Raw genomic sequence first — 19,866 nt, 5'->3', positions numbered from 1 at the left:
TGTTGTGGGGGGAGGCTGGATGAAATCATCATCGATGAAACAATCGTCTTTGAATCAAGCAGCTCAGCCATCACCCCTGGAGTCTGGGTCGATTCTGACTCAGATGATTCAACGGCTCCCGCTGTCGGATGTCCACTTCCGGCGCATTTGCCAACTTATTTACCAACGAGCCGGGATTGTACTGGCCGATCACAAACGGGAAATGGTCTATAACCGCCTGGTCAGGCGGTTAAGATTGCTGAATATTAACGATTTTGGTCAATACCTTGCGGTGTTGGAGAGCGACCCGAATAGTGCCGAGTGGCAGGCATTTGTGAATGCGTTGACCACCAATCTGACGGCATTTTTCCGTGAGGCGCACCATTTTCCGATTCTGGCTGAACACGCTCGCCAGCGTCAGGGGAGTTATTCGGTATGGAGTACCGCAGCATCGACCGGTGAGGAGCCTTACTCCATCGCCATGACATTAAGTGATGCGCTGGGAAATCGGGCGGGATCGTGTCAGGTCCTGGCCAGTGATATCGATACGCAAGTGCTGGAGAAAGCGACCAGCGGCGTCTATCGGCAGGATGAGCTGCGCTCACTGTCGGCGCAACAGATGCAACGCTATTTCTTGCGTGGCACCGGCCCCCATCAGGGTATGGTGCGGGTGCGGCCAGAACTGGCCAATATGATTCAGTTCCAGCAACTCAATCTATTGGCACCAGAGTGGGCGTTACCGGGGCAATTTGATGCTATTTTTTGTCGTAACGTGATGATCTATTTTGATAAAGAGACGCAGGAGCGCATTCTGCGTCGCTTTGTCCCTTTGCTAAAACCCGGTGGCCTGATGTTTGCGGGTCACTCGGAGAATTTCAGTCAAATTAGTCGGGAATTCTATTTGCGCGGACAGACCGTTTATGGACTGACCAAGGAGAGGTGATGAGTAAAATCAGAGTATTGTGCGTTGATGATTCTGCATTGATGCGCCAGCTAATGACAGAGATTATCAACAGTCACCCAGATATGGAGATGGTTGCAGCGGCACCGGATCCGTTGGTCGCCCGCGATTTGATCAAAAAATTCAATCCGCAGGTTTTGACGCTCGACGTTGAAATGCCGCGCATGGATGGTCTGGATTTTCTTGAGAAACTGATGCGGCTGCGACCCATGCCGGTGGTGATGGTTTCATCCCTAACCGGTAAGAACTCCGAAATAACCATGCGGGCGCTGGAGTTAGGGGCGATCGATTTCGTGACCAAACCCCAGTTGGGTATCCGAGAGGGGATGCTGGCTTACAGTGAGTTGATTGCGGAGAAGATCCGCACCGCCGCTAAAGCCCGCCTGCCACAACGCGGCCCAGAACATGCTCCGGTAATGCTAACCCACACCCCGTTGCTCAGTAGTGAAAAGTTAATCGCCATTGGGGCATCAACGGGGGGGACAGAAGCTATCCGTACTGTGTTACAGCCTTTGCCGCCGACCAGTCCGGCGCTATTGATTACTCAGCATATGCCACCGGGTTTTACCCGTTCATTTGCTGAGCGGCTCAATAAATTGTGCCAGATCACGGTGAAGGAGGCAGAGGACGGTGAGCGCGTATTGCCCGGACACGCCTACATTGCACCCGGTGATCGGCACATGGAGCTGGCGCGCAGTGGGGCAAACTATCAGGTGCGCATCCATGATGGCCCGGCGGTGAATCGCCATCGGCCCTCGGTTGATGTGCTATTTCGCTCCGTGGCGCAGTATGCGGGGCGAAATGCCGTGGGGGTGATTCTGACCGGTATGGGTAATGACGGTGCCGCCGGTTTACTGGAGATGCATCGGGCAGGGGCCTATACCATTGCACAAAACGAAGCCAGCTGTGTGGTCTTCGGGATGCCGCGTGAAGCCATTGGTATGGGCGGCGTGAATGAAGTGTTGGATCTGAATCAGATAAGCCAGCGGATGTTGGCACAGATTAGTAGTGGCCAGGCGCTACGTATATAAAGCGACTTTAGGTATTCATTTTTCCGGTGGAAATCGGGCGTTGATAGTTAATCGCTCAGCGGTGAGCAACAAACTTTAGGAGTTGGTATGGCGGATAAGAATCTCAGATTTTTGGTGGTAGACGATTTTTCGACCATGCGTCGTATTGTCCGAAACCTGCTAAAAGAGCTAGGTTTTAACAATGTGGATGAAGCCGAAGATGGTGTCGACGCATTGAATAAATTACGAACAGGTGGTTTTGATTTTGTCGTTTCTGACTGGAATATGCCAAATATGGATGGCTTAGACCTGTTGAAAACTATCCGTGCTGACGGTGCTCTGAGCTCTCTACCGGTTTTGATGGTCACTGCCGAAGCTAAAAAAGAGAATATCATCGCAGCAGCGCAAGCCGGTGCCAGTGGTTATGTAGTGAAACCTTTCACTGCCGCTACCTTGGAAGAGAAACTCAATAAGATCTTTGAAAAGTTGGGTATGTAAGGAGGCGGAATGAGTAACCATCAAATGCCTGCATCAGATGCGGCATCAGCCAGTGATATTATTAGCCGTATTGGTAGCCTTACGCGGATGTTACGCGATAGCCTACGTGAGTTAGGTCTGGATCAGGCAATTGCTCAGGCAGCGGAAGCTATTCCGGATGCCCGTGACCGTCTGGACTATGTGGTTCATATGACCGCACAGGCCGCAGAGCGAGCATTAAATTGCGTTGAAGCCGCGCAGCCGCGACAAAATGAGCTGGAGTCATCGGCGAAAGCACTGAAAATTCGCTGGGATGAGTGGTTTGCCAATCCAATCGAGCTTTCCGATGCGCGCTCGCTGGTCACGGATACCCGTGATTACCTGGATGTGGTTCCACAGCACACCTCATTTACCAATGCGCAATTGTTGGAGATCATGATGGCGCAGGATTTCCAGGACCTGACCGGTCAGGTTATCAAGCGCATGATGGATGTGGTGCAAGAGATTGAGAAGCAACTATTGATGGTATTGATGGAAAACATCCCAGATATGCCGTCCAAACCGCAAAAACCGACGGACAGTTTACTCAATGGGCCGCAGATGGATAAAACCGGTGCTGGGGTGATTGCCAATCAAGATCAGGTTGACGATCTGCTGGATAGCCTGGGCTTCTAAGCTATCGGATGACCATAATATACCTGCAGATGAGAGACTCTCATCTGCAATCTCTCCTCTTCGCAATAACCCTCATCCAATAAATAGCCCACTAATTACCGCGTTGTTCCATCCATCGGCTAGCTGAATATTTGTCATGCTAAGCAGCAATTTTTATCTCTTATCCATCTCCCTAATACGGAACGCTCACGCTGAATAGGAATATTGGCTGTGTCTGAAGATAGCGATCTGGAAAAAAGCGAGGAACCCACAGCCCATAAGCTGGAGAAGGCTCGCGAGAAAGGCCAGATTCCGCGCTCACGCGAACTGACCTCGATGCTGATGCTCGGGGCCGGTTTGGCTATCTTGTGGTTTTCGGGGGAGTCGATGGCGCGACAACTTGCCGCCATGGTGGCGCAAGGGATGCACTTTGATCACGGTGTGGTTACCAATGATAAGCAGATGCTGCGCCAACTTGGCATGTTGTTGCGCCAAACATTGATAGCTCTGGTGCCGATTTTTGCCGGATTGGTGATAGTGGCACTGGCGGTTCCGATGCTGCTGGGCGGGGTGCTGTTTAGCGGTGAATCGATCAAATTTGATCTGCAGCGCATGAGCCTTATCTCCGGCTTAAAGCGGATGTTCTCTGCTCAGGCGCTGGCTGAGTTACTCAAAGCGATTTTGAAGGCGACACTGGTCGGCTGGGTAACCGGCATCTTCCTGTGGCATAACTGGCCAGATATTATGCGCTTGATCGCAGCGCCGCCAGTGGCGGCATTAGGCGACGCGCTGCACTTGATTATTATCTGCGGACTGGTGGTGGTATTAGGTTTAACACCCATGGTCGGTTTTGACGTGTTTTTCCAGATAACTAGCCATATCAAAAAGTTGCGTATGACCAAACAGGAGATACGGGACGAATTTAAAGATCAAGAGGGCGATCCTCATGTGAAAGGGCGCATTCGTCAGCAGCAACGCGCGATGGCCCGCCGCCGCATGATGGCGGATATCCCTAAAGCCGATGTCATCGTCACCAACCCGACCCACTATGCCGTCGCTTTGCAGTACAACGAAGCAAAAATGAGTGCGCCCAAAGTGTTAGCGAAGGGCGCGGGGGCGGTTGCGCTGCGTATTCGTGAGTTGGGCGCGGAACATCGCATTCCCTTATTAGAAGCGCCGCCGCTGGCGAGGGCACTGTTCCGGCACAGTGAGGTGGGGCAACACATTCCAGCCACCCTTTATGCCGCGGTGGCGGAAGTGCTCGCCTGGGTCTATCAACTGAAACGTTGGAAGCGGGAAGGTGGGTTAATTCCGAAAAAACCTGAACATCTGCCAGTGCCGGAAGCACTGGATTTTGCAACAGAGAGTGAGACTGACTAATGGCAAATTTGGCCGCCCTGCTTCGTTTACCGGGCAACTTTAAAGATACGCAGTGGCAAATCCTTGCCGGGCCAATCCTGATTCTGATGATCTTGTCGATGATGGTATTGCCACTGCCACCCTTCATCCTTGATTTGCTGTTTACCTTCAATATTGCACTCTCCATCATGGTGCTGTTGGTGGCGATGTTTACCCAGCGCACCCTGGATTTTGCGGCATTCCCCACTATTTTGCTGTTCTCAACCTTGCTGCGTTTGTCGCTAAACGTCGCCTCCACCCGTATCATTCTGATGGATGGTCACACAGGGGCAGCGGCGGCGGGCCGTGTGGTTGAAGCCTTTGGTCACTTCCTGGTGGGCGGTAACTTCGCCATCGGTATCGTGGTCTTTATCATCTTGGTTATCATCAACTTTATGGTTATCACCAAAGGGGCGGGGCGTATTGCTGAGGTTGGCGCGCGCTTTGTTCTGGATGGGATGCCCGGTAAGCAGATGGCGATCGATGCAGATTTAAATGCGGGATTGATTGGCGAAGATGAGGCGAAAAAACGCCGCTCAGATGTGACGCAAGAGGCTGATTTCTACGGTTCCATGGATGGGGCCAGTAAATTCGTGCGCGGTGATGCGGTTGCCGGGTTAATGATCATGGTCATTAACGTGGTCGGCGGCTTACTGGTCGGGGTACTTCAGCACGATATGGCGGTAGGCCACGCGGCAGAAACCTATACCTTGCTGACCATCGGTGATGGTCTGGTGGCGCAAATCCCCGCCCTGGTCATCTCCACGGCGGCAGGTGTCATCGTGACGCGTGTAAGTACCGATCAGGATGTCGGCCAGCAGATGGTTACCCAGCTGTTCAATAATCCACGGGTGATGGTATTAAGTGCCAGTGTACTGGGCTTGCTGGGCATGGTGCCGGGGATGCCTAACTTTGTGTTCCTGCTATTCACCGTCGCCTTGCTGGCATTAGCCTGGCGCTTACGCGGCAAACAGACACAAAAACCTGCGGTAGCAGAAGCACCGATGATTCAGGATCAACAACAGGCGGCTGAAGCGACCTGGTCAGATGTTCAGTTAGAAGACCCTCTGGGGATGGAGGTGGGCTATCGCCTGATCCCGATGGTGGATTTCCAGCAAAATGGCGAGTTGTTGGGCCGCATCCGCAGCATCCGTAAAAAGTTTGCCCAAGAGATGGGCTATCTGCCGCCTGTGGTGCATATCCGGGATAATCTGGAACTGCCGCCCGCCAGCTACCGGATATTAATGAAAGGGGTCGAGATTGGCAGTGGCGAAGCCCATCCGGGGCGCTGGCTGGCAATTAACCCAGGTAACGCGGTCGGTACCTTACCCGGCGAGGCGACGCATGACCCTGCTTTTGGTCTGGCGGCGGTCTGGATCGAAAGTGCACTGCGTGAGCAGGCGCAGATTCAAGGTTTTACCGTGGTTGAGGCCAGTACCGTGGTGGCGACGCATCTGAACCACCTGATTAGCCAATTTGCCAGTGAACTGTTTGGCCGTCAGGAGACCCAGCAGCTTCTGGATCGGGTGACACAAGAGATGCCGAAGCTGACAGAAGACTTTATTCCCGGCATCGTGACCTTAACCACGCTACACAAAGTGCTGCAAAATCTGTTGATGGAGCGGGTATCGATCCGCGATATGCGCACCATTATTGAGACACTGGCGGAACACGCGCCAAATCAAACTGACCCTTACGAACTCACCGCCGTGGTGCGCGTCGCATTGGGGCGCTCCATTGCGCAACAGTGGTTCCCTGGCACCGGTGAAATTCAGGTTATTGGGCTGGATGCGGCACTGGAGCGCTTGTTGTTACAGGCACTACAGGGTGGCGGTGGTTTAGAGCCGGGTCTGGCTGATCGTCTGCTAGAGCAGTCCAAACAAGCGCTGCAACGGCAAGAGATGCTGGGTGCACCGCCAGTGCTGCTGGTGAATCACGCCCTGCGCGCACTACTGGCCCGCTTCCTGCGCCGCAGCCTGCCGCAGATGGTGGTGCTATCTAATCTGGAAATTGGTGATAATCGCCAGATCCGGATGACCTCAACCATAGGGGCGGCCTGATGCCGATTCGTCTCTCTCGAGTGATGTTTGCCGGTTTACTTTCGCTCTGTTTGTTGCCGTTGAGTGCTGTTGCCTCAGGGAGTTGGGTGGCAGATGACATTGGCGTAACGCAAGGTTTGCGCGGTGTGGCAACCTCTGCCAGGCCGCTACAATCGCCGACGGCGCTGGCTCAGGATAATGCACGGATTGTGTCCGTAGGCTGGCGCTACCAATTAATGTCAGCAGCGCCAGATGGTTTGCAGGTGAAGTTATGCACTCCCACACGCTGTATGCCCCTTGAGGGCGGCAGCGGCCAGAGTCGGGGGCTGGCCGGTGAAGCCGCCGCGACTCAACTCACTTTTGTCTACTTTATTGCCGGCAAAGGTCGGGTCAACCCGCCGCTGCAAGTGATCAACAATCAGGTATTGGTCAATTATCGGTAACCCCATATTGGGTGAACACAAGTGAAGCAGTAATCGTAGGGGAAATAACCATTCCCTTTGATTTCAAACGATTGTGCTGCCTGAGTCGTCGACAGCGCCAGTACACCGAAAAACAGCAAACTCCACAACATCGCTATTCTCTGCTTTTTCATCTCTCCTCTCCTCATCGAAACCAAGCAAACAATGCTTAGCCACAGCAGAGTAGCGCGCTGCAAAAAAAGAGAAAAAACCCTTTTTTGAGTAGGTAGGAAGCTAATGACATTAAGATGGCAATATGGGGGGTGAGGTAGGGATCGCACAGAGATAAACCCCGCAGTGCAGCAGTTAATCTCTGTGGCAAATAAATTTATTCTGAGACAGGGGAAATATTAAACGCCAATCTTGCGGCCCAGTAAGCTGGCACCTTTGGCGTGACCATCAGGGCCATAGAGTGACTGACCGTGGCGAGTGTTCAGAATCGCCAGCGCCTGAGTGTTATGCTCAATATGCTGTTGCAGCAGTAGCCCGTTGTGCAGGTTGCTGTACTGAAGATGCTCGGCCAGCTGCAACATCCGTTGCCACCGCTCAGCGAGGGGCTGATTATTGCTATAGGGCGCGTGGATCTTGGCTGCGGTTTCAGCGGTAAGTCGAGTTTGTTCCAGATAAGCCAGCGTCGCCAGTATTGAACTTTTTTGTTCAGTCACCCCTTGCAGCACGATACCCTGAATCCGACCGGAGCAGAGTAATTGCTGCTCTTGTGCCACAACAGTCGTCAATGATTCTAGCAGTTCTAATTGCTGGTCCAGATTGATCTGTAATCTCTCCACCACCACTTTCCTTTTACGATAAATACGGGTTGTTACCACTAGCAATTTAGTCGCGATTAGCCATCAACTTAGTAGCGATGAGCAATAGAGTCACAACTAACTGTTCTTAAGGTCATCCGCGACATTTTTCAGCAAAGCATCGGCAATTTTACCGGTATCCATGGTCAGTTGGCCTGAACGAATAGCCTGTTTTAACGTTTCTACGCGTTCAACATTGATATCCTGACTGCCCGGTTGCATCAGTTTTGCCTGCGCATCACTCAATTTAACCTCTGTACCGCTCACCTGCGTTTTTGTCTGGGCAGAAGGCTTACGCGATTGTTGCGCAATGTCACTGATTTCCCGTGGCTGCACTTTTGTTGCTGGTGATAGCGGTTGAGTGCGTTCAATACTCATGTTGTGTTGCTCCCTCTAGTGCGGGATTGAGGTTTATCGACCCGCAATTTGATGGCGGGATTGTCACTATTTTACCCGCAAATAACTGCATATTAGTGTTATCGGCAAAGGTTAAAAAAACTTTAATCACGACACCCAAAGAACTTAACGTTGCAGGTAGGCAGCAAGCGTGTTAATCCCGATGAGCTTACATGAGTAAGTGATTCGGGTGAATACGCGCCGCCAACAACCCTGCAACTTTAAGGGCGAAGGGTTATAACATAATGCGAATGGTGCCATCTTCGCCCACGACACCACTGACTATCTGACCCGATGCCATGCGCACGCGGAGGTTATCTTGAATGGCCGCATTGTTCATCGCTTTACCATAACTGTTAACATTAAACCCTTCACCCTGCGCCAGCACCTGCACATCTTGCCCCGATTTTATGATCCACAGGCGGCGCAACATATTGCGGGTTAATGGTTGCCCCGCATTGATTTGCCGCAAACTGACAGCCCCTTGCGCAAAATGGGGTTCCAGTAAGGCACCGGGCGGCAGGGTATCCAACCGGCCTTGTTTCATCTCAACATCTTGCGCGGTAATTTTTGCGCCGGCAGCCAGTTGACGAGTGGCGACTACATAGCGCCCACTCACCTGAACTTGCGTCTGGATAAAGCGGCGCACGCCATCGCAACGTACCGATAGGCTGATATTCCCCCAAGGGCGGGCGTTGGTCGGCAGTGTGATTTCAGGCATTTCGCACTGCGGCCATTGGCTCTGCGGCGTTTTGATAATGACATTAACCCGACTCTCTTTATCCGGATATTGCTGCTGGAAGAGTTGATTTACCTGCGCGGATAAATCTGCCGCCACCGCCTGATGGGCAAATGGCTGGCTCATCAGCAGCAACCCCAAAGCTAAGGTTTTGGCGTCAATTCTTTTTATTGCCATCACATCCATCTCCACCGCTGTCATCGGGTAAACCAGACTCTGCCTTTTAACACACAGCCCATTTTCGCATCCTAGTGTACCCGTACCGTCATCAGGTTAAGGGGACAAATAGCGACGCATTTTGCCCTTATTCTGACGATAGGCTTCCCTATGCGGCGTTTATGCTGTCGACTCCAAATTCTAACCTTGCGGGGGGACTATGCTCGACAAACTGGACGGTGCTCTGCGTTTTCAACAAGAGGCGCTGAACTTGCGCGCTCAACGACAGGAGATTCTGTCGTCCAACATTGCGAATGCGGATACACCTGGCTTTCAGGCACGTGATATCGATTTCTCCAGCCAACTGAAAAAAGTGGTGGAGCAAGGACGTGTTAGCGGTACAGGGGTGTCGCTCAGTTTAACGTCAGCCCGTCATATCCCGGCAAGTACGGTTCAACCCCCTGATCTTGATCTGTTATTCCGCGTACCGGACCAGCCATCAATGGATGGCAACACCGTGGATATGGATCGTGAACGTACCAACTTTGCCGATAACAGCCTGAAATATCAAACTGATTTGACTGTGATTAGCAGCCAAATCAAAGGGATGTTGTCAGTGTTACAACAAGGATAAGACGCATGTCTTTACTGAATATTTTTGATATTGCCGGTTCGGCATTATCAGCTCAGTCGCAACGATTGAACGTTAGCGCCAGTAACATGGCTAACGCCGACAGTGTGACCGGCCCGGATGGTCAGCCGTATCGCGCCAAGCAAGTGGTCTTTCAGGTGGCGGCGCAACCGGGGCAGGAGACCGGTGGCGTGCGTGTGTCACAGGTGGTTGATGACCCCGCACCGGATCGTTTGGTGTTTCAACCGGGTAACCCGCTGGCCGACGCGAAGGGCTATGTCCGTATGCCTAACGTAGATGTGACCGGCGAAATGGTGAACACCATCTCCGCCTCACGCAGCTATCAGGCCAATGTTGAAGTGCTCAATACCACCAAATCTCTGATGCTCAAGACGCTGACACTGGGTCAATAACAGGAGCCTGCATACATGGCCATTACCAATTCCCTGACCGATAGCGATTACGGTATTAACAGCAGCAGCGGCACGAACACTAATGCCACCAGTGGCAGCACCAGTCAGGATCTGCAAAACAGCTTCCTGACGTTGTTGGTTGCGCAGTTAAAAAATCAGGACCCGACTAACCCAATGCAAAACAACGAGTTGACTACGCAATTGGCGCAGATCAACACCGTGAGCGGCATTGAAAAGCTGAATACCACACTGGGTTCCATTTCCGGTCAAATTGATAGCAGCCAATCGCTGCAAGCCAGTAGCCTGATTGGTCACGGGGTGATGATCCCTGGCACCAATGTGTTGGCGGGTAGCAAAGATGGTGTTGTCACCACCACCCCATTTGGCGTTGAGCTGGATCGGGCGGCGGACAAAGTGACCGCCACTATCAGCGATAAAAATGGTCAGGTGGTGCGCACCATTGAGATCGGCAGCCTGAAAGCGGGGGTACACGCCTTTACCTGGGATGGCTCACTGGATGCCGGTGGTAATGCTCCAGATGGTGCTTACACCGTGGCGATCACCGCCAGCAATGGTGGCTCATCGCTGATGGCGACGCCGTTAAGTTATGCGGTGGTTAATGGCGTTACCCGTGGCAGTGATGGTTCCAAATTGGATCTCGGGCTGGCAGGCACTATCACCCTGGATAAAGTTCGTCAGATTTTGTAGGTCAGTGATTCGTCGCCAGCAGTAGTCAAACCAATACGACGGTGGGCCAGGGATTCGAACTGACTCACCATCAATTTTAAAAGCAGCATTGATATGTCATCAATGCGCAAGGTCTGTAACGGACCCCGAATTTAACGGAGAAGAAAATGGGCTTTTCTCAAGCAGTCAGCGGTTTGAACGCAGCATCCAGCAACCTGGATGTGATCGGTAACAATATCGCCAACTCGGCGACGTCAGGTTTTAAAGCCGGCTCAGTTTCTTTTGCCGATATGTTTGCAGGTTCTCAAACCGGTATGGGCGTCAAAGTGGCGGGGATTACGCAGGACTTCAACGACGGTACTGCCACCACCACCAACCGTCGTCTGGATCTGGCTATCAGCCAGAATGGCTTCTTCCGGATGCAAGATAGCAGCGGTGGTATCTTCTATGCGCGTAACGGCCAATTTAAGCTGGATGCGGATCGCAATATCATCAACATGCAGGGTCTGAGCCTGACCGGCTACCCGGCAACAGGAACACCGCCAACCATTCAGCAGGGCGCAAACCCGATTCCGCTGTCGATTCCGCAGGATATGATCTCTGCCAAAGCGACAACCTCCGGCTCCATGGTGGCGAACCTGACCTCAACCCACGATATTGTTCCTGCCACCCCAGCTTTCGATCCGGACAAACCCGCCACTTACAGCTTCGTCAACAACATGACCACTTTCGATACCTTGGGTAACCGCCATGAGATCAATGTGTTCTATGTTAAGCGCACCGAAAGCTCAACAGCGGGCAACTCATGGGATGTCTACACCCGTGATAGCAGCGCCAATCCAGCGCAAACTGCGGCCCTACGTGGCTCCATGCAGTTTGATACCAATGGCGCACTGAGCAGCGTGACCAATGGGGCGAATCCGGCCAGCACCACTGATTTCACTCTGACTATCCCAATGGGGGTGGTCAATGGCGCGACAGCAGCTCCCTTCACACTGAGTGTTGCCGGTACTAAGCAGCAAAATACCGGCACCGACAGCATTGTTTCGCAAAACCAAACCGGCTATGCCGCTGGTGAGTTCACCGGTTTCCAGATCAACAACGATGGCTCTGTGGTTGGCACCTACTCAAACTCACAGACCCAGCTGCTCGGCCAAATCGTGATGGCTAACTTTGCTAACCCAGAGGGGCTGTCATCGGAAGGCGATAACGTGTGGAAAGAGACACTGGCCTCCGGTAACCCAATGTTGGGGACGGCAGGCGGTGGTGGTTTCGGTACTTTGACCAGTGGTGCGCTGGAGTCCTCTAACGTGGATTTGAGTAAAGAGCTGGTGAACATGATTGTGGCGCAACGTAACTATCAGTCCAACGCGCAGACCATCAAAACCCAGGATCAGATCTTACAAACTCTGGTTAACCTGCGTTAATCGAACTGACGGGATAAGCTCATGGATCACGCAATATATACCGCGATGGGCGCGGCGCGACAGTCGCTGGATCAGCAGGCGGTCACGGCGAACAACCTGGCGAACGCCTCGACGCCGGGGTTCCGCGCGCAGCTGTCCGCCATGCGTGCTGTCCCTATCGACGGGCCGAGCATGGCAACCCGCACTATGGTCGTGGCATCAACCCCCGGCGTGGATATCAGCCAGGGGACGATAAATTTTAGCGGTCGCCCACTGGATGTGGCTCTACAGCAGGATGGTTATCTGGCGGTGCAACTGCCCGATGGTACTGAAGCCTACACCCGCAACGGGAATATTCAGGTGGCGGCTAACGGCCAAATGACCGTGCAGGGTTACCCGCTAATGGGTGATAACGGCCCGATCGAAGTGCCCCCTCAGGCGGCGGTTACCATTGCGGCGGATGGCACCATCTCGGCACTGAACGCCGGTGATTCACCCAATACCATTGCGCAACTAGGGCAAATCAAACGGGTTCGGGCCACACCGGGTGAAGTGATGCACGGCGATGATGGCTTGTTCCATCTGACCCCTGCCACGCAACAGGCGCGGGGCGCTCAGTTGGCCAATGATCCGCTGATTAAAATCATGCCGGGCGTGCTGGAAGGTAGCAACGTGAAAGCGGTTGAGGCCATGACAGACATGATTGCCAATGCCCGCAGTTTCGAAATGCAGATGAAAATTATCCACAGTGTGGATGAAAACGAACAGCGCGCTAATCAGCTGTTAGCAATGGGCTAAGCGCGCAGGCGCAGAGGAGTAAACTGATGATCCGATCATTATGGATTGCCAAAACCGGTTTGGATGCACAGCAAACCAACATGGACGTCATCGCCAACAACCTGGCGAACGTCAGCACCAATGGCTTTAAACGTCAACGTGCGGTATTCGAAGATTTGCTCTACCAGACCATGCGTCAACCGGGGGCGCAATCCTCCGAACAGACCACCTTGCCGTCGGGTTTACAGATTGGTACGGGGGTTCGTCCGGTGGCGACGGAGCGCTTACACAGTCAGGGCAACCTGGCCAAGACCGATAACACCAAAGATATCGCCATCAAAGGTGAGGGGTTCTTTCAGGTGCAGATGCCGGATGGCACCAATGCCTATACCCGCGATGGCTCTTTCCAGGTTGACCAAAATGGTCAGTTGGTCACTGCCAGCGGTTTTCCGGTGCAGCCGGCGATCACCATTCCGGCGAATGCGCTGAGTATGACCGTGGGCCGTGACGGGATAGTCAGTGTCACCTTGCAGGGGCAGACCGCCACGCAGCAAGTGGGGCAACTGACACTGACCACCTTCATCAATAACAGCGGCCTGGAGAGTATGGGTGAAAACCTGTATCAGGAAACCGCCAGCTCCGGCGCGCCGAATGATACCACGCCGGGCCTGAACGGCGGTGGCTTGCTGTATCAGGGCTATGTTGAAACCTCTAACGTCAATGTCGCGGAGGAGTTGGTCAATATGATCCAGACGCAACGCGCCTATGAGATCAACAGTAAAGCGGTTTCAACTTCCGACCAGATGTTGCAAAAACTGACCCAGCTGTAAATCCGCTTTCGGGGGGCGATAGCGCCCCCTGATTGCCGCAGAATAATGAGTATTCGGGGCTGACCTTGCCAGCCTCTAACAGGTAACAGGACTGATAATCAGAGATGGACAGAAAGCCGCTGCGCAAATCAGGTGGATTGAAATGGGTCTGCATGCCGTTGACGGCAATGCTACTCAATGGCTGCGCGTATATTCCGCATAAATCACTGGTGGATGGCACGACCTCTGCCCAGCCGGCACCGGCCAGTGCGCCATTACCGAATGGCTCTATTTTCCAAGCTGCCCAGCCGATGAACTATGGTTATCAGCCGCTGTTTGAAGACCGTCGCCCACGTAACGTCGGTGACACCCTGACCATCACCTTGCAGGAAAATGTTAGCGCCAGTAAGAGCTCCTCCGCGAATGCCAGCCGTAATGGCTCGAGCAAATTTGGTGTGGCGACGGCGCCTCGCTATCTGGAAGGGTTGTTAGGCAATGCCCGCGCCGACATGGATATTTCTGGCGACAACACCTTTGGTGGCAAGGGGGGGGCGAATGCCAATAACACCTTCAGTGGCACCATCACCGTGACGGTTGACCGGGTGCTGGCCAACGGCAACTTGCATGTGGTCGGTGAGAAACAGATCGCCATCAATCAGGGAACCGAATTTATTCGCTTCTCTGGGGTAGTCAACCCACGCACCATCAGCGGCAGCAATACCGTGACCTCAACACAGGTGGCTGATGCACGCATCGAATATGTGGGTAATGGTTATATCAATGAAGCGCAGACCATGGGCTGGTTGCAGCGGTTCTTCCTTAATATCTCGCCGTACTAAGAGGCCCATCAATGCGTAAACAATCACTTATCACACTTTTTATCACGCTGCTTTCGCTGGTGTGGATGCCCGCGCAAGCAGAGCGTATTCGCGATTTGGTGACCGTTCAGGGAGTGCGTGATAACGCGTTGATCGGTTATGGACTGGTGGTTGGTCTGGATGGCTCCGGTGACCAGACCATGCAGACACCATTTACCACGCAAAGCCTGAGTAACATGTTGTCGCAGCTGGGGATTACCGTACCGCCGGGCACCAATATGCAGCTCAAAAACGTGGCTGCGGTGATGGTCACGGCTAAGTTGCCGGCATTTTCCCGCGCCGGACAGACCATCGACGTGGTGGTCTCCTCGATGGGGAACGCCAAAAGTATTCGTGGCGGCACACTGCTGATGACACCACTGAAAGGGGTGGATAATCAGGTTTATGCCCTGGCGCAGGGTAACGTCTTGGTCGGGGGCGCAGGGGCCTCATCGGGGGGGAGCAGCGTGCAGGTTAATCAGTTGACGGGCGGGCGCATCAGCGGTGGTGCCACTATCGAACGTGAACTGCCAACCACCTTTGGTTCCGATGGCGTGATTAACCTGCAGTTGAATACCGAAGATTTCACCATGGCGCAGCAGGTCAGTGATGCCATTAATCGCCAGCGCGGTTTTGGTTCGGCGACGGCGATTGATGCGCGCACTATTCAGATTTTAGTGCCGCGGGGTAACAGTTCACAGGTCCGTTTCCTGGCCGATATTCAGAATATACCGGTGAATGTCGATGCTGGTGATGCCAAGGTGATTATCAACTCCCGTACCGGCTCGGTGGTGATGAACCGCAATGTGGTGCTGGACTCCTGTGCGGTGGCGCAAGGGAACCTGTCGGTGGTGGTTGATAAGCAAAATACCGTCAGCCAGCCGGATACCCCTTTCGGCGGCGGTCAAACAGTGGTGACACCTAACACTCAGATCTCTGTTCAGCAGCAAGGTGGCGTGTTGCAGCGAGTCAATGCTAGCCCGAATCTGAACAATGTGGTGCGCGCCTTGAACTCGCTGGGGGCAACACCTATCGATTTGATGTCTATCTTGCAGGCGATGCAAAGTGCTGGCTGCCTACGGGCTAAATTGGAGATTATCTGATGAGCGATCTGATGAGCATGTCCGGCACCGCCAATGAGATGTTTGGGGCGGCCTACGACGCTCAATCACTGAATAGCTTAAAACGTGATGCAGCAAGAGATCCCGAGGGGAACCTGAAAAAGGTGGCCCAGCAAGTGGAGGGGATGTTTGTGCAGATGATGCTGAAAAGTATGCGCTCTGCCTTGCCGCAAGATGGTGTGATGAACAGTGATCAAACCCGACTTTATACCTCAATGTATGACCAGCAGATTGCTCAGCAAATGTCGGTCAAGGGGTTAGGTCTGGCCGACATGATGGTAAAACAGCTGTCAGGTGCCACCTCGCCAAGTGAAACCGCAGGTACAGTGCCGATGATGCTCGATGATGATGTGTTGCAAACACTACCGGCACAGGCATTGGCTCAAATGGTGCGCCGAGCAATGCCGACACCACCGAGCAACAGTGGCGTATCACTACCACAAGGCCCCGGTAATTTTGTGGCGCGCATGTCGATTCCGGCACAAATTGCCAGTCAACAAAGTGGGATCCCTCATCAGCTAATTATGGCGCAGGCCGCGCTGGAGTCCGGCTGGGGGCAACGTGAGATCCCAACCGCTGACGGCAAAACCAGCTACAACGTCTTTGGTATTAAAGCGGGTAGCAACTGGGATGGCCCGGTCAGTGAAATTACCACCACGGAATATGAGCAGGGGGTGGCGACGAAAACCAAAGCCCGCTTCCGGGTCTATGGCTCTTATGTCGAGGCGGTTAGTGACTACGTCAAACTGCTGACACAAAATCCGCGCTACGCCAATGTCGCCGCAGCACAAAGCCCTGAACAGGGGGCACATGCGCTGCAACAAGCCGGTTACGCCACCGACCCGCAATATGCACAAAAGTTGGTTAGTGTGATCCAGCAGATGAGGAGTGCCGGTGAGCAGGCGGTTAAAGCATACAGCAGCGACCTAAGCCAGCTCTTCTAAAAATAGGCTATTTTACAGGTCATTTTGGGATTGGGCAGTGCTCGGCGCCGTCACGTACTACGTGTACGCTCCGTTGCCTGTGCGCTGGCCGCACCCAAACTGCCTGCGACAATAACGCCTATTGGATAGAGATCAATCACCGCAACGTGCACCGCTTTACTCATTGGATTTACTGGCAATAACACCCATATTTTTACTCAAGTTTCTCAATGTCGGGCCGATAATCATTACAGGCTGTGCGGGGGCTTAGGTTTCCTCAGGCAGTATCCCAATATTAATAAATGCAGGTGCGCGATGTTAATCACCTGCGGTAAAAGGATCTCTTCATGTCCAATAGTTTAATGAATACTGCGATGAGTGGTCTGAGCGCCGCGCAATATGCCCTGAGCACTGTCAGTAATAACATCACCAATTTCCAGGTGGCGGGCTATAACCGCCAAAACGCCATCTTTGCGCAAAATGGTGGCACATTAAGCCCGGCAGGCTTTATTGGTAATGGCGTGACAGTGACCGGTGTCAACCGTGAATATAACTCCTTTATTACCAATCAATTGCGCTCTTCACAGACGCAAAGCAGCGGCTTGACCACCTATTATCAGCAAATTTCGCAAATCGATAACTTGCTGTCCAACTCCTCCAATAACCTCTCCGTTACCATGCAGGACTTCTTTAGTAACCTGCAAAACCTGGTGAGCAACGCCGGTGATGATGCTGCGCGTAAAACGGTATTGGGCAAGGCAGAAGGGCTGGTTAACCAGTTCCAGAATGCGGATAAATATCTGCGTGACATGGATACGGGCGTCAACCAGAAGATCACCGAAAGTGTGACCAAAATTAATAACTATGCCGAGCAAATCGCTAAGTTAAATGACCAAATCACCCGCCTGCGCGGCAGCAGTGGCAGCGAACCTAACGCCTTGCTCGATCAGCGCGATCAGCTGGTCACTGAACTGAACCAGATTGTGGGCGTCACTGTCACTCAGCAAGATGGCGATGCCTATAACGTCGCCTTTGCTAGCGGCTTGCCATTGGTACAAGGTTCTAGCTCTTACAAAGTTGAAGCCATCGCCTCCGGCAGTGATGCCACTCGATTAGCTATTGGTTACAAATATGGTAGCGGCGATGTGATGGAAGTGGATGAGAGTCGTCTGGCGACAGGTAGCCTCGGCGGCACCCTGAAATTCCGCAGTGAAGCGCTGGATAGCGCCCGCAATCAGTTAGGCCAACTGGCCCTGGTGATGGCAGATAGCTTTAACACGCAACATAAAGCCGGGTTTGATATCAATGGCGACCAAGGTGAGAACTTCTTTAGTTTTGCTCAGCCAAACGTGCTGAAAAACTCGAATAATCAGGGGGATGCCAGTTTGACGGTGAGCTATGCCGACACCTCGAAAGTCAAAGCCAGCGACTACAGCGTGGAGTTTGATGGCACCAATTGGCAGGTGACCCGGCTGTCTGATAACACCAAAGTGCCGGCCAATCCGGTGGTCGATGTCAATGGCGATACCACCGGTTTGAGCTTCGACGGCCTCTCCGTCAGCATTGATAACGGCACCACTGGCGCACAAGCCAAAGATAAATTCTTGGTGAAAACCGTATCGAATGTGGCGGCTAACCTTCAGGTTGATATTACCGACTCCAGCAAAATTGCCGCCGCCGGTACGGCCGATGGTGGCGCGAGTGATAACGTTAACGCCAAAGCTTTACTGGATCTGCAAACCCAGAAACTGGTGGACGGCAAAGCAACTCTTGCGGGGGCTTACGCGGGCTTAGTGAGTAATGTCGGTAACCAGACCAATACCGCGAAAACCAACAGTGCGGCACAAGCCAATATTGTTACGCAGTTGACCGCCGAGCAGCAGTCTATTTCCGGCGTGAATCTGGATGAAGAGTACGGTGATTTGCAACGTTTCCAACAATATTATTTGGCTAATGCGCAAGTGATTCAAACCGCCTCGACGCTGTTTAATGCGCTACTGGATCTGCGTTAAGTTGTTGTCTGCGGTAGAGTTTTAGTGCCGTAATTTACCACTATTTTGCGTTTAGCCAGCATGAGTGTTGAGATAGTTTTGATTGTTGCAACAGATAGATAGTTGCAACAGATGGCTCGTCGAAACCCATTAACTGGCTGAACTGTAACTAAAAGGAACTGACATTGTGCGCTTAAGTACTAGCATGATCTATCAGCAAACTATGCAGGGCGTTTCCACAGCCCAATCCCTCTGGATGCAGTCGGGCCAACAGCTCTCCACCGGTAAGCGCGTGGTTAACCCCTCAGATGATCCAATGGCTGCGTCACAAGCGGTGATGGTGTCGCAATCCCAATCGGAAAATAACCAATATACCCTGGCGCGTAGCTTTGCCCGTAATGAGCTATCACAGGAGACCAAAACACTGGAGCAGGTGACTAGCACCATTCAGTCAATCCAGAGCATCATTATCAGTGCGAAAAGTGATGTGTTGAGTGACGATGACCGCGCCTCATATGCGACTCAGTTACAGGGTTTGAAAGATCAGTTGCTCAATCAGGCCAACTCGACAAACGGCAGTGGTCGTTACGCCTTCGCGGCGTTTAAAAGTGACAAGCCACCGTTTGTGGTCAGTGCCACCGGTGAGGTGACCTATCAGGGTGGGGATGTTGCCATTGAACAAAAAGTGGATGCCAGCCGTTCGATGACCATCGGGCACACTGGGACCAGTGTTTTTATGGCGCTGACCAGCAACGCAAAACCAGAACCTGATGATGCTGCGGGTAATCCGGTTGCCTCTGAAGCCAATATTTTTAATACCATCGATACGGTTTTAAAATCGCTGAAGACGCCGCTTTCGGGTGCCACCGATGCGGTGAAAGAGCAGGCGCAGGCCGATATGGACAAAGGGATCCGGGGCATGGCCAACTCATTGAATAATGTGTTGTCGGTTCAGTCTGAAGTCGGTACGCAACTGCAAGAGTTGGATAACCTGGATAGTCTGGGTAGTGATCGCACCTTGAGCAATAAACAGCGGTTGACTGACTTGGTGGATGTGGATTATACCGCTGCCATCTCCTCTTACGTCATGCAGCAGGCGGCATTGCAGGCCTCTTACACCACCTTTACCAATATGCAGGGCTTGTCTCTGTTCCAACTGAATAAGTAATCCTGCC

Annotated in this window: 22 protein-coding genes; 18 read left to right on the top strand and 4 right to left on the bottom strand. The window is 52.8% G+C overall.

Translation table 11 applies throughout. From position 1 onward, the window contains the following. Positions 1-103 precede the first annotated feature (103 nt). From cheR to FFE93_RS12980, 7 genes are all read left to right on the top strand, one after another. A complete protein-coding gene (gene cheR / locus FFE93_RS13010; RefSeq protein WP_049599568.1) occupies positions 104-922 on the top strand; it encodes a protein-glutamate O-methyltransferase CheR in 819 nt (272 codons plus the stop codon). Beyond that, a complete protein-coding gene (locus FFE93_RS13005; protein ID WP_004877496.1) occupies positions 922-1,971 on the top strand; it encodes a chemotaxis response regulator protein-glutamate methylesterase in 1,050 nt (349 codons plus the stop codon). The genes cheR and FFE93_RS13005 overlap by 1 nt, the downstream gene beginning before the upstream one ends. An 87-nt stretch (positions 1,972-2,058) precedes the next feature. Further along, the gene (cheY, locus tag FFE93_RS13000) at positions 2,059-2,448 is read left to right on the top strand and encodes a chemotaxis response regulator CheY (RefSeq protein WP_032815462.1); all 390 of its coding nucleotides are present in this window, start codon (positions 2,059-2,061) and stop codon (positions 2,446-2,448) included. Between the two features lie 9 nt (positions 2,449-2,457). Further along, positions 2,458-3,102, top strand: a complete 645-nt coding sequence (cheZ, locus tag FFE93_RS12995) for a protein phosphatase CheZ (RefSeq protein ID WP_005277471.1) — start codon at positions 2,458-2,460, stop codon at positions 3,100-3,102. Positions 3,103-3,312: 210 nt separating this feature from the next. Continuing rightward, positions 3,313-4,461, top strand: a complete 1,149-nt coding sequence (gene flhB, locus FFE93_RS12990) for a flagellar biosynthesis protein FlhB (protein ID WP_032898549.1) — start codon at positions 3,313-3,315, stop codon at positions 4,459-4,461. Further along, entirely contained in the window at positions 4,461-6,539 is a 2,079-nt protein-coding gene (flhA, locus tag FFE93_RS12985; protein ID WP_049599062.1) for a flagellar biosynthesis protein FlhA, read from the top strand. The genes flhB and flhA overlap by 1 nt, the downstream gene beginning before the upstream one ends. After that, positions 6,539-6,961 carry a flagellar protein FlhE gene (locus FFE93_RS12980; RefSeq protein WP_054872141.1) on the top strand — a complete coding sequence of 141 codons (423 nt, stop codon included), beginning with the start codon at positions 6,539-6,541 and terminating at the stop codon, positions 6,959-6,961. The genes flhA and FFE93_RS12980 overlap by 1 nt, the downstream gene beginning before the upstream one ends. Here FFE93_RS12980 and FFE93_RS21545 read toward each other — a convergent pair. The 4 genes from FFE93_RS21545 to flgA form a co-directional block, all read right to left on the bottom strand. Next, on the bottom strand, positions 6,952-7,113 hold the full coding sequence (locus FFE93_RS21545) for a hypothetical protein (RefSeq protein WP_153802294.1): 162 nt from the start codon (positions 7,111-7,113) through the stop codon (positions 6,952-6,954). The genes FFE93_RS12980 and FFE93_RS21545 overlap by 10 nt on opposite strands. 216 nt (positions 7,114-7,329) lie before the next feature. Beyond that, positions 7,330-7,770 (bottom strand): flagella synthesis protein FlgN, encoded by a 441-nt coding sequence (locus FFE93_RS12975; protein ID WP_032898547.1) that lies wholly within the window; start codon positions 7,768-7,770, stop codon positions 7,330-7,332. Positions 7,771-7,863: 93 nt separating this feature from the next. Beyond that, the gene (gene flgM / locus FFE93_RS12970) at positions 7,864-8,163 is read right to left on the bottom strand and encodes a flagellar biosynthesis anti-sigma factor FlgM (RefSeq protein WP_005277465.1); all 300 of its coding nucleotides are present in this window, start codon (positions 8,161-8,163) and stop codon (positions 7,864-7,866) included. A 253-nt stretch (positions 8,164-8,416) separates the two neighbouring features. Continuing rightward, a complete protein-coding gene (gene flgA / locus FFE93_RS12965) occupies positions 8,417-9,097 on the bottom strand; it encodes a flagellar basal body P-ring formation chaperone FlgA (protein ID WP_032898553.1) in 681 nt (226 codons plus the stop codon). A 199-nt stretch (positions 9,098-9,296) separates the two neighbouring features. Between flgA and flgB the strand changes: the two genes are divergently transcribed. The 11 genes from flgB (at position 9,297) to flgL (ending at position 19,859) form a co-directional block, all read left to right on the top strand. After that, a complete protein-coding gene (gene flgB / locus FFE93_RS12960) occupies positions 9,297-9,710 on the top strand; it encodes a flagellar basal body rod protein FlgB (RefSeq protein WP_005277461.1) in 414 nt (137 codons plus the stop codon). A gap of 5 nt (positions 9,711-9,715) precedes the next feature. Continuing rightward, entirely contained in the window at positions 9,716-10,120 is a 405-nt protein-coding gene (gene flgC, locus FFE93_RS12955; RefSeq protein WP_004877518.1) for a flagellar basal body rod protein FlgC, read from the top strand. A 15-nt stretch (positions 10,121-10,135) separates the two neighbouring features. Then, complete coding sequence (gene flgD, locus FFE93_RS12950) at positions 10,136-10,828, top strand: flagellar hook assembly protein FlgD (protein WP_005277458.1); 693 nt, start codon at positions 10,136-10,138, stop codon at positions 10,826-10,828. A gap of 146 nt (positions 10,829-10,974) precedes the next feature. Next, positions 10,975-12,234, top strand: coding sequence for a flagellar hook protein FlgE (flgE, locus tag FFE93_RS12945; RefSeq protein ID WP_057648157.1), 1,260 nt, complete (start codon positions 10,975-10,977; stop codon positions 12,232-12,234). A gap of 21 nt (positions 12,235-12,255) precedes the next feature. Next, positions 12,256-13,011 carry a flagellar basal body rod protein FlgF gene (locus FFE93_RS12940; RefSeq protein ID WP_005277455.1) on the top strand — a complete coding sequence of 252 codons (756 nt, stop codon included), beginning with the start codon at positions 12,256-12,258 and terminating at the stop codon, positions 13,009-13,011. Between the two features lie 26 nt (positions 13,012-13,037). Then, positions 13,038-13,820, top strand: coding sequence for a flagellar basal-body rod protein FlgG (gene flgG, locus FFE93_RS12935; RefSeq protein ID WP_005277453.1), 783 nt, complete (start codon positions 13,038-13,040; stop codon positions 13,818-13,820). Positions 13,821-13,924: 104 nt separating this feature from the next. Then, complete coding sequence (gene flgH, locus FFE93_RS12930; protein WP_005277452.1) at positions 13,925-14,638, top strand: flagellar basal body L-ring protein FlgH; 714 nt, start codon at positions 13,925-13,927, stop codon at positions 14,636-14,638. Positions 14,639-14,649: 11 nt separating this feature from the next. Next, complete coding sequence (locus tag FFE93_RS12925; RefSeq protein WP_005277450.1) at positions 14,650-15,759, top strand: flagellar basal body P-ring protein FlgI; 1,110 nt, start codon at positions 14,650-14,652, stop codon at positions 15,757-15,759. Beyond that, the gene (gene flgJ / locus FFE93_RS12920) at positions 15,759-16,721 is read left to right on the top strand and encodes a flagellar assembly peptidoglycan hydrolase FlgJ (RefSeq protein WP_032898545.1); all 963 of its coding nucleotides are present in this window, start codon (positions 15,759-15,761) and stop codon (positions 16,719-16,721) included. The genes FFE93_RS12925 and flgJ overlap by 1 nt, the downstream gene beginning before the upstream one ends. 326 nt (positions 16,722-17,047) lie before the next feature. After that, entirely contained in the window at positions 17,048-18,712 is a 1,665-nt protein-coding gene (flgK, locus tag FFE93_RS12915) for a flagellar hook-associated protein FlgK (protein ID WP_032898544.1), read from the top strand. A gap of 166 nt (positions 18,713-18,878) precedes the next feature. Then, a complete protein-coding gene (gene flgL, locus FFE93_RS12910) occupies positions 18,879-19,859 on the top strand; it encodes a flagellar hook-associated protein FlgL (RefSeq protein ID WP_032898543.1) in 981 nt (326 codons plus the stop codon). Positions 19,860-19,866: the final 7 nt, after the last annotated feature.

The organism is Yersinia sp. KBS0713 (genome assembly GCF_005937895.2).
Lineage (GTDB): Bacteria > Pseudomonadota > Gammaproteobacteria > Enterobacterales > Enterobacteriaceae > Yersinia > Yersinia bercovieri.
This window is presented reverse-complemented; position numbering and strand designations above follow the sequence as displayed.

Bases quoted from the DNA above. Each gene is read 5' to 3' on its own strand.
- cheR (WP_049599568.1), top strand. From the start codon at position 104: ATGATTCAACGGCTCCCGCTGTCGGATGTCCACTTCCGGCGCATTTGC.
- FFE93_RS13005 (WP_004877496.1), top strand. From the start codon at position 922: ATGAGTAAAATCAGAGTATTGTGCGTTGATGATTCTGCATTGATGCGC.
- cheY (WP_032815462.1), top strand. From the start codon at position 2,059: ATGGCGGATAAGAATCTCAGATTTTTGGTGGTAGACGATTTTTCGACC.
- cheZ (WP_005277471.1), top strand. From the start codon at position 2,458: ATGAGTAACCATCAAATGCCTGCATCAGATGCGGCATCAGCCAGTGAT.
- flhA (WP_049599062.1), top strand. From the start codon at position 4,461: ATGGCAAATTTGGCCGCCCTGCTTCGTTTACCGGGCAACTTTAAAGAT.
- FFE93_RS12980 (WP_054872141.1), top strand. From the start codon at position 6,539: ATGCCGATTCGTCTCTCTCGAGTGATGTTTGCCGGTTTACTTTCGCTC.
- FFE93_RS21545 (WP_153802294.1), bottom strand. From the start codon at position 7,113: ATGAAAAAGCAGAGAATAGCGATGTTGTGGAGTTTGCTGTTTTTCGGT.
- flgM (WP_005277465.1), bottom strand. From the start codon at position 8,163: ATGAGTATTGAACGCACTCAACCGCTATCACCAGCAACAAAAGTGCAG.
- flgA (WP_032898553.1), bottom strand. From the start codon at position 9,097: ATGGCAATAAAAAGAATTGACGCCAAAACCTTAGCTTTGGGGTTGCTG.
- flgB (WP_005277461.1), top strand. From the start codon at position 9,297: ATGCTCGACAAACTGGACGGTGCTCTGCGTTTTCAACAAGAGGCGCTG.
- flgC (WP_004877518.1), top strand. From the start codon at position 9,716: ATGTCTTTACTGAATATTTTTGATATTGCCGGTTCGGCATTATCAGCT.
- flgD (WP_005277458.1), top strand. From the start codon at position 10,136: ATGGCCATTACCAATTCCCTGACCGATAGCGATTACGGTATTAACAGC.
- flgE (WP_057648157.1), top strand. From the start codon at position 10,975: ATGGGCTTTTCTCAAGCAGTCAGCGGTTTGAACGCAGCATCCAGCAAC.
- FFE93_RS12940 (WP_005277455.1), top strand. From the start codon at position 12,256: ATGGATCACGCAATATATACCGCGATGGGCGCGGCGCGACAGTCGCTG.
- flgG (WP_005277453.1), top strand. From the start codon at position 13,038: ATGATCCGATCATTATGGATTGCCAAAACCGGTTTGGATGCACAGCAA.
- flgH (WP_005277452.1), top strand. From the start codon at position 13,925: ATGGACAGAAAGCCGCTGCGCAAATCAGGTGGATTGAAATGGGTCTGC.
- FFE93_RS12925 (WP_005277450.1), top strand. From the start codon at position 14,650: ATGCGTAAACAATCACTTATCACACTTTTTATCACGCTGCTTTCGCTG.
- flgJ (WP_032898545.1), top strand. From the start codon at position 15,759: ATGAGCGATCTGATGAGCATGTCCGGCACCGCCAATGAGATGTTTGGG.
- flgK (WP_032898544.1), top strand. From the start codon at position 17,048: ATGTCCAATAGTTTAATGAATACTGCGATGAGTGGTCTGAGCGCCGCG.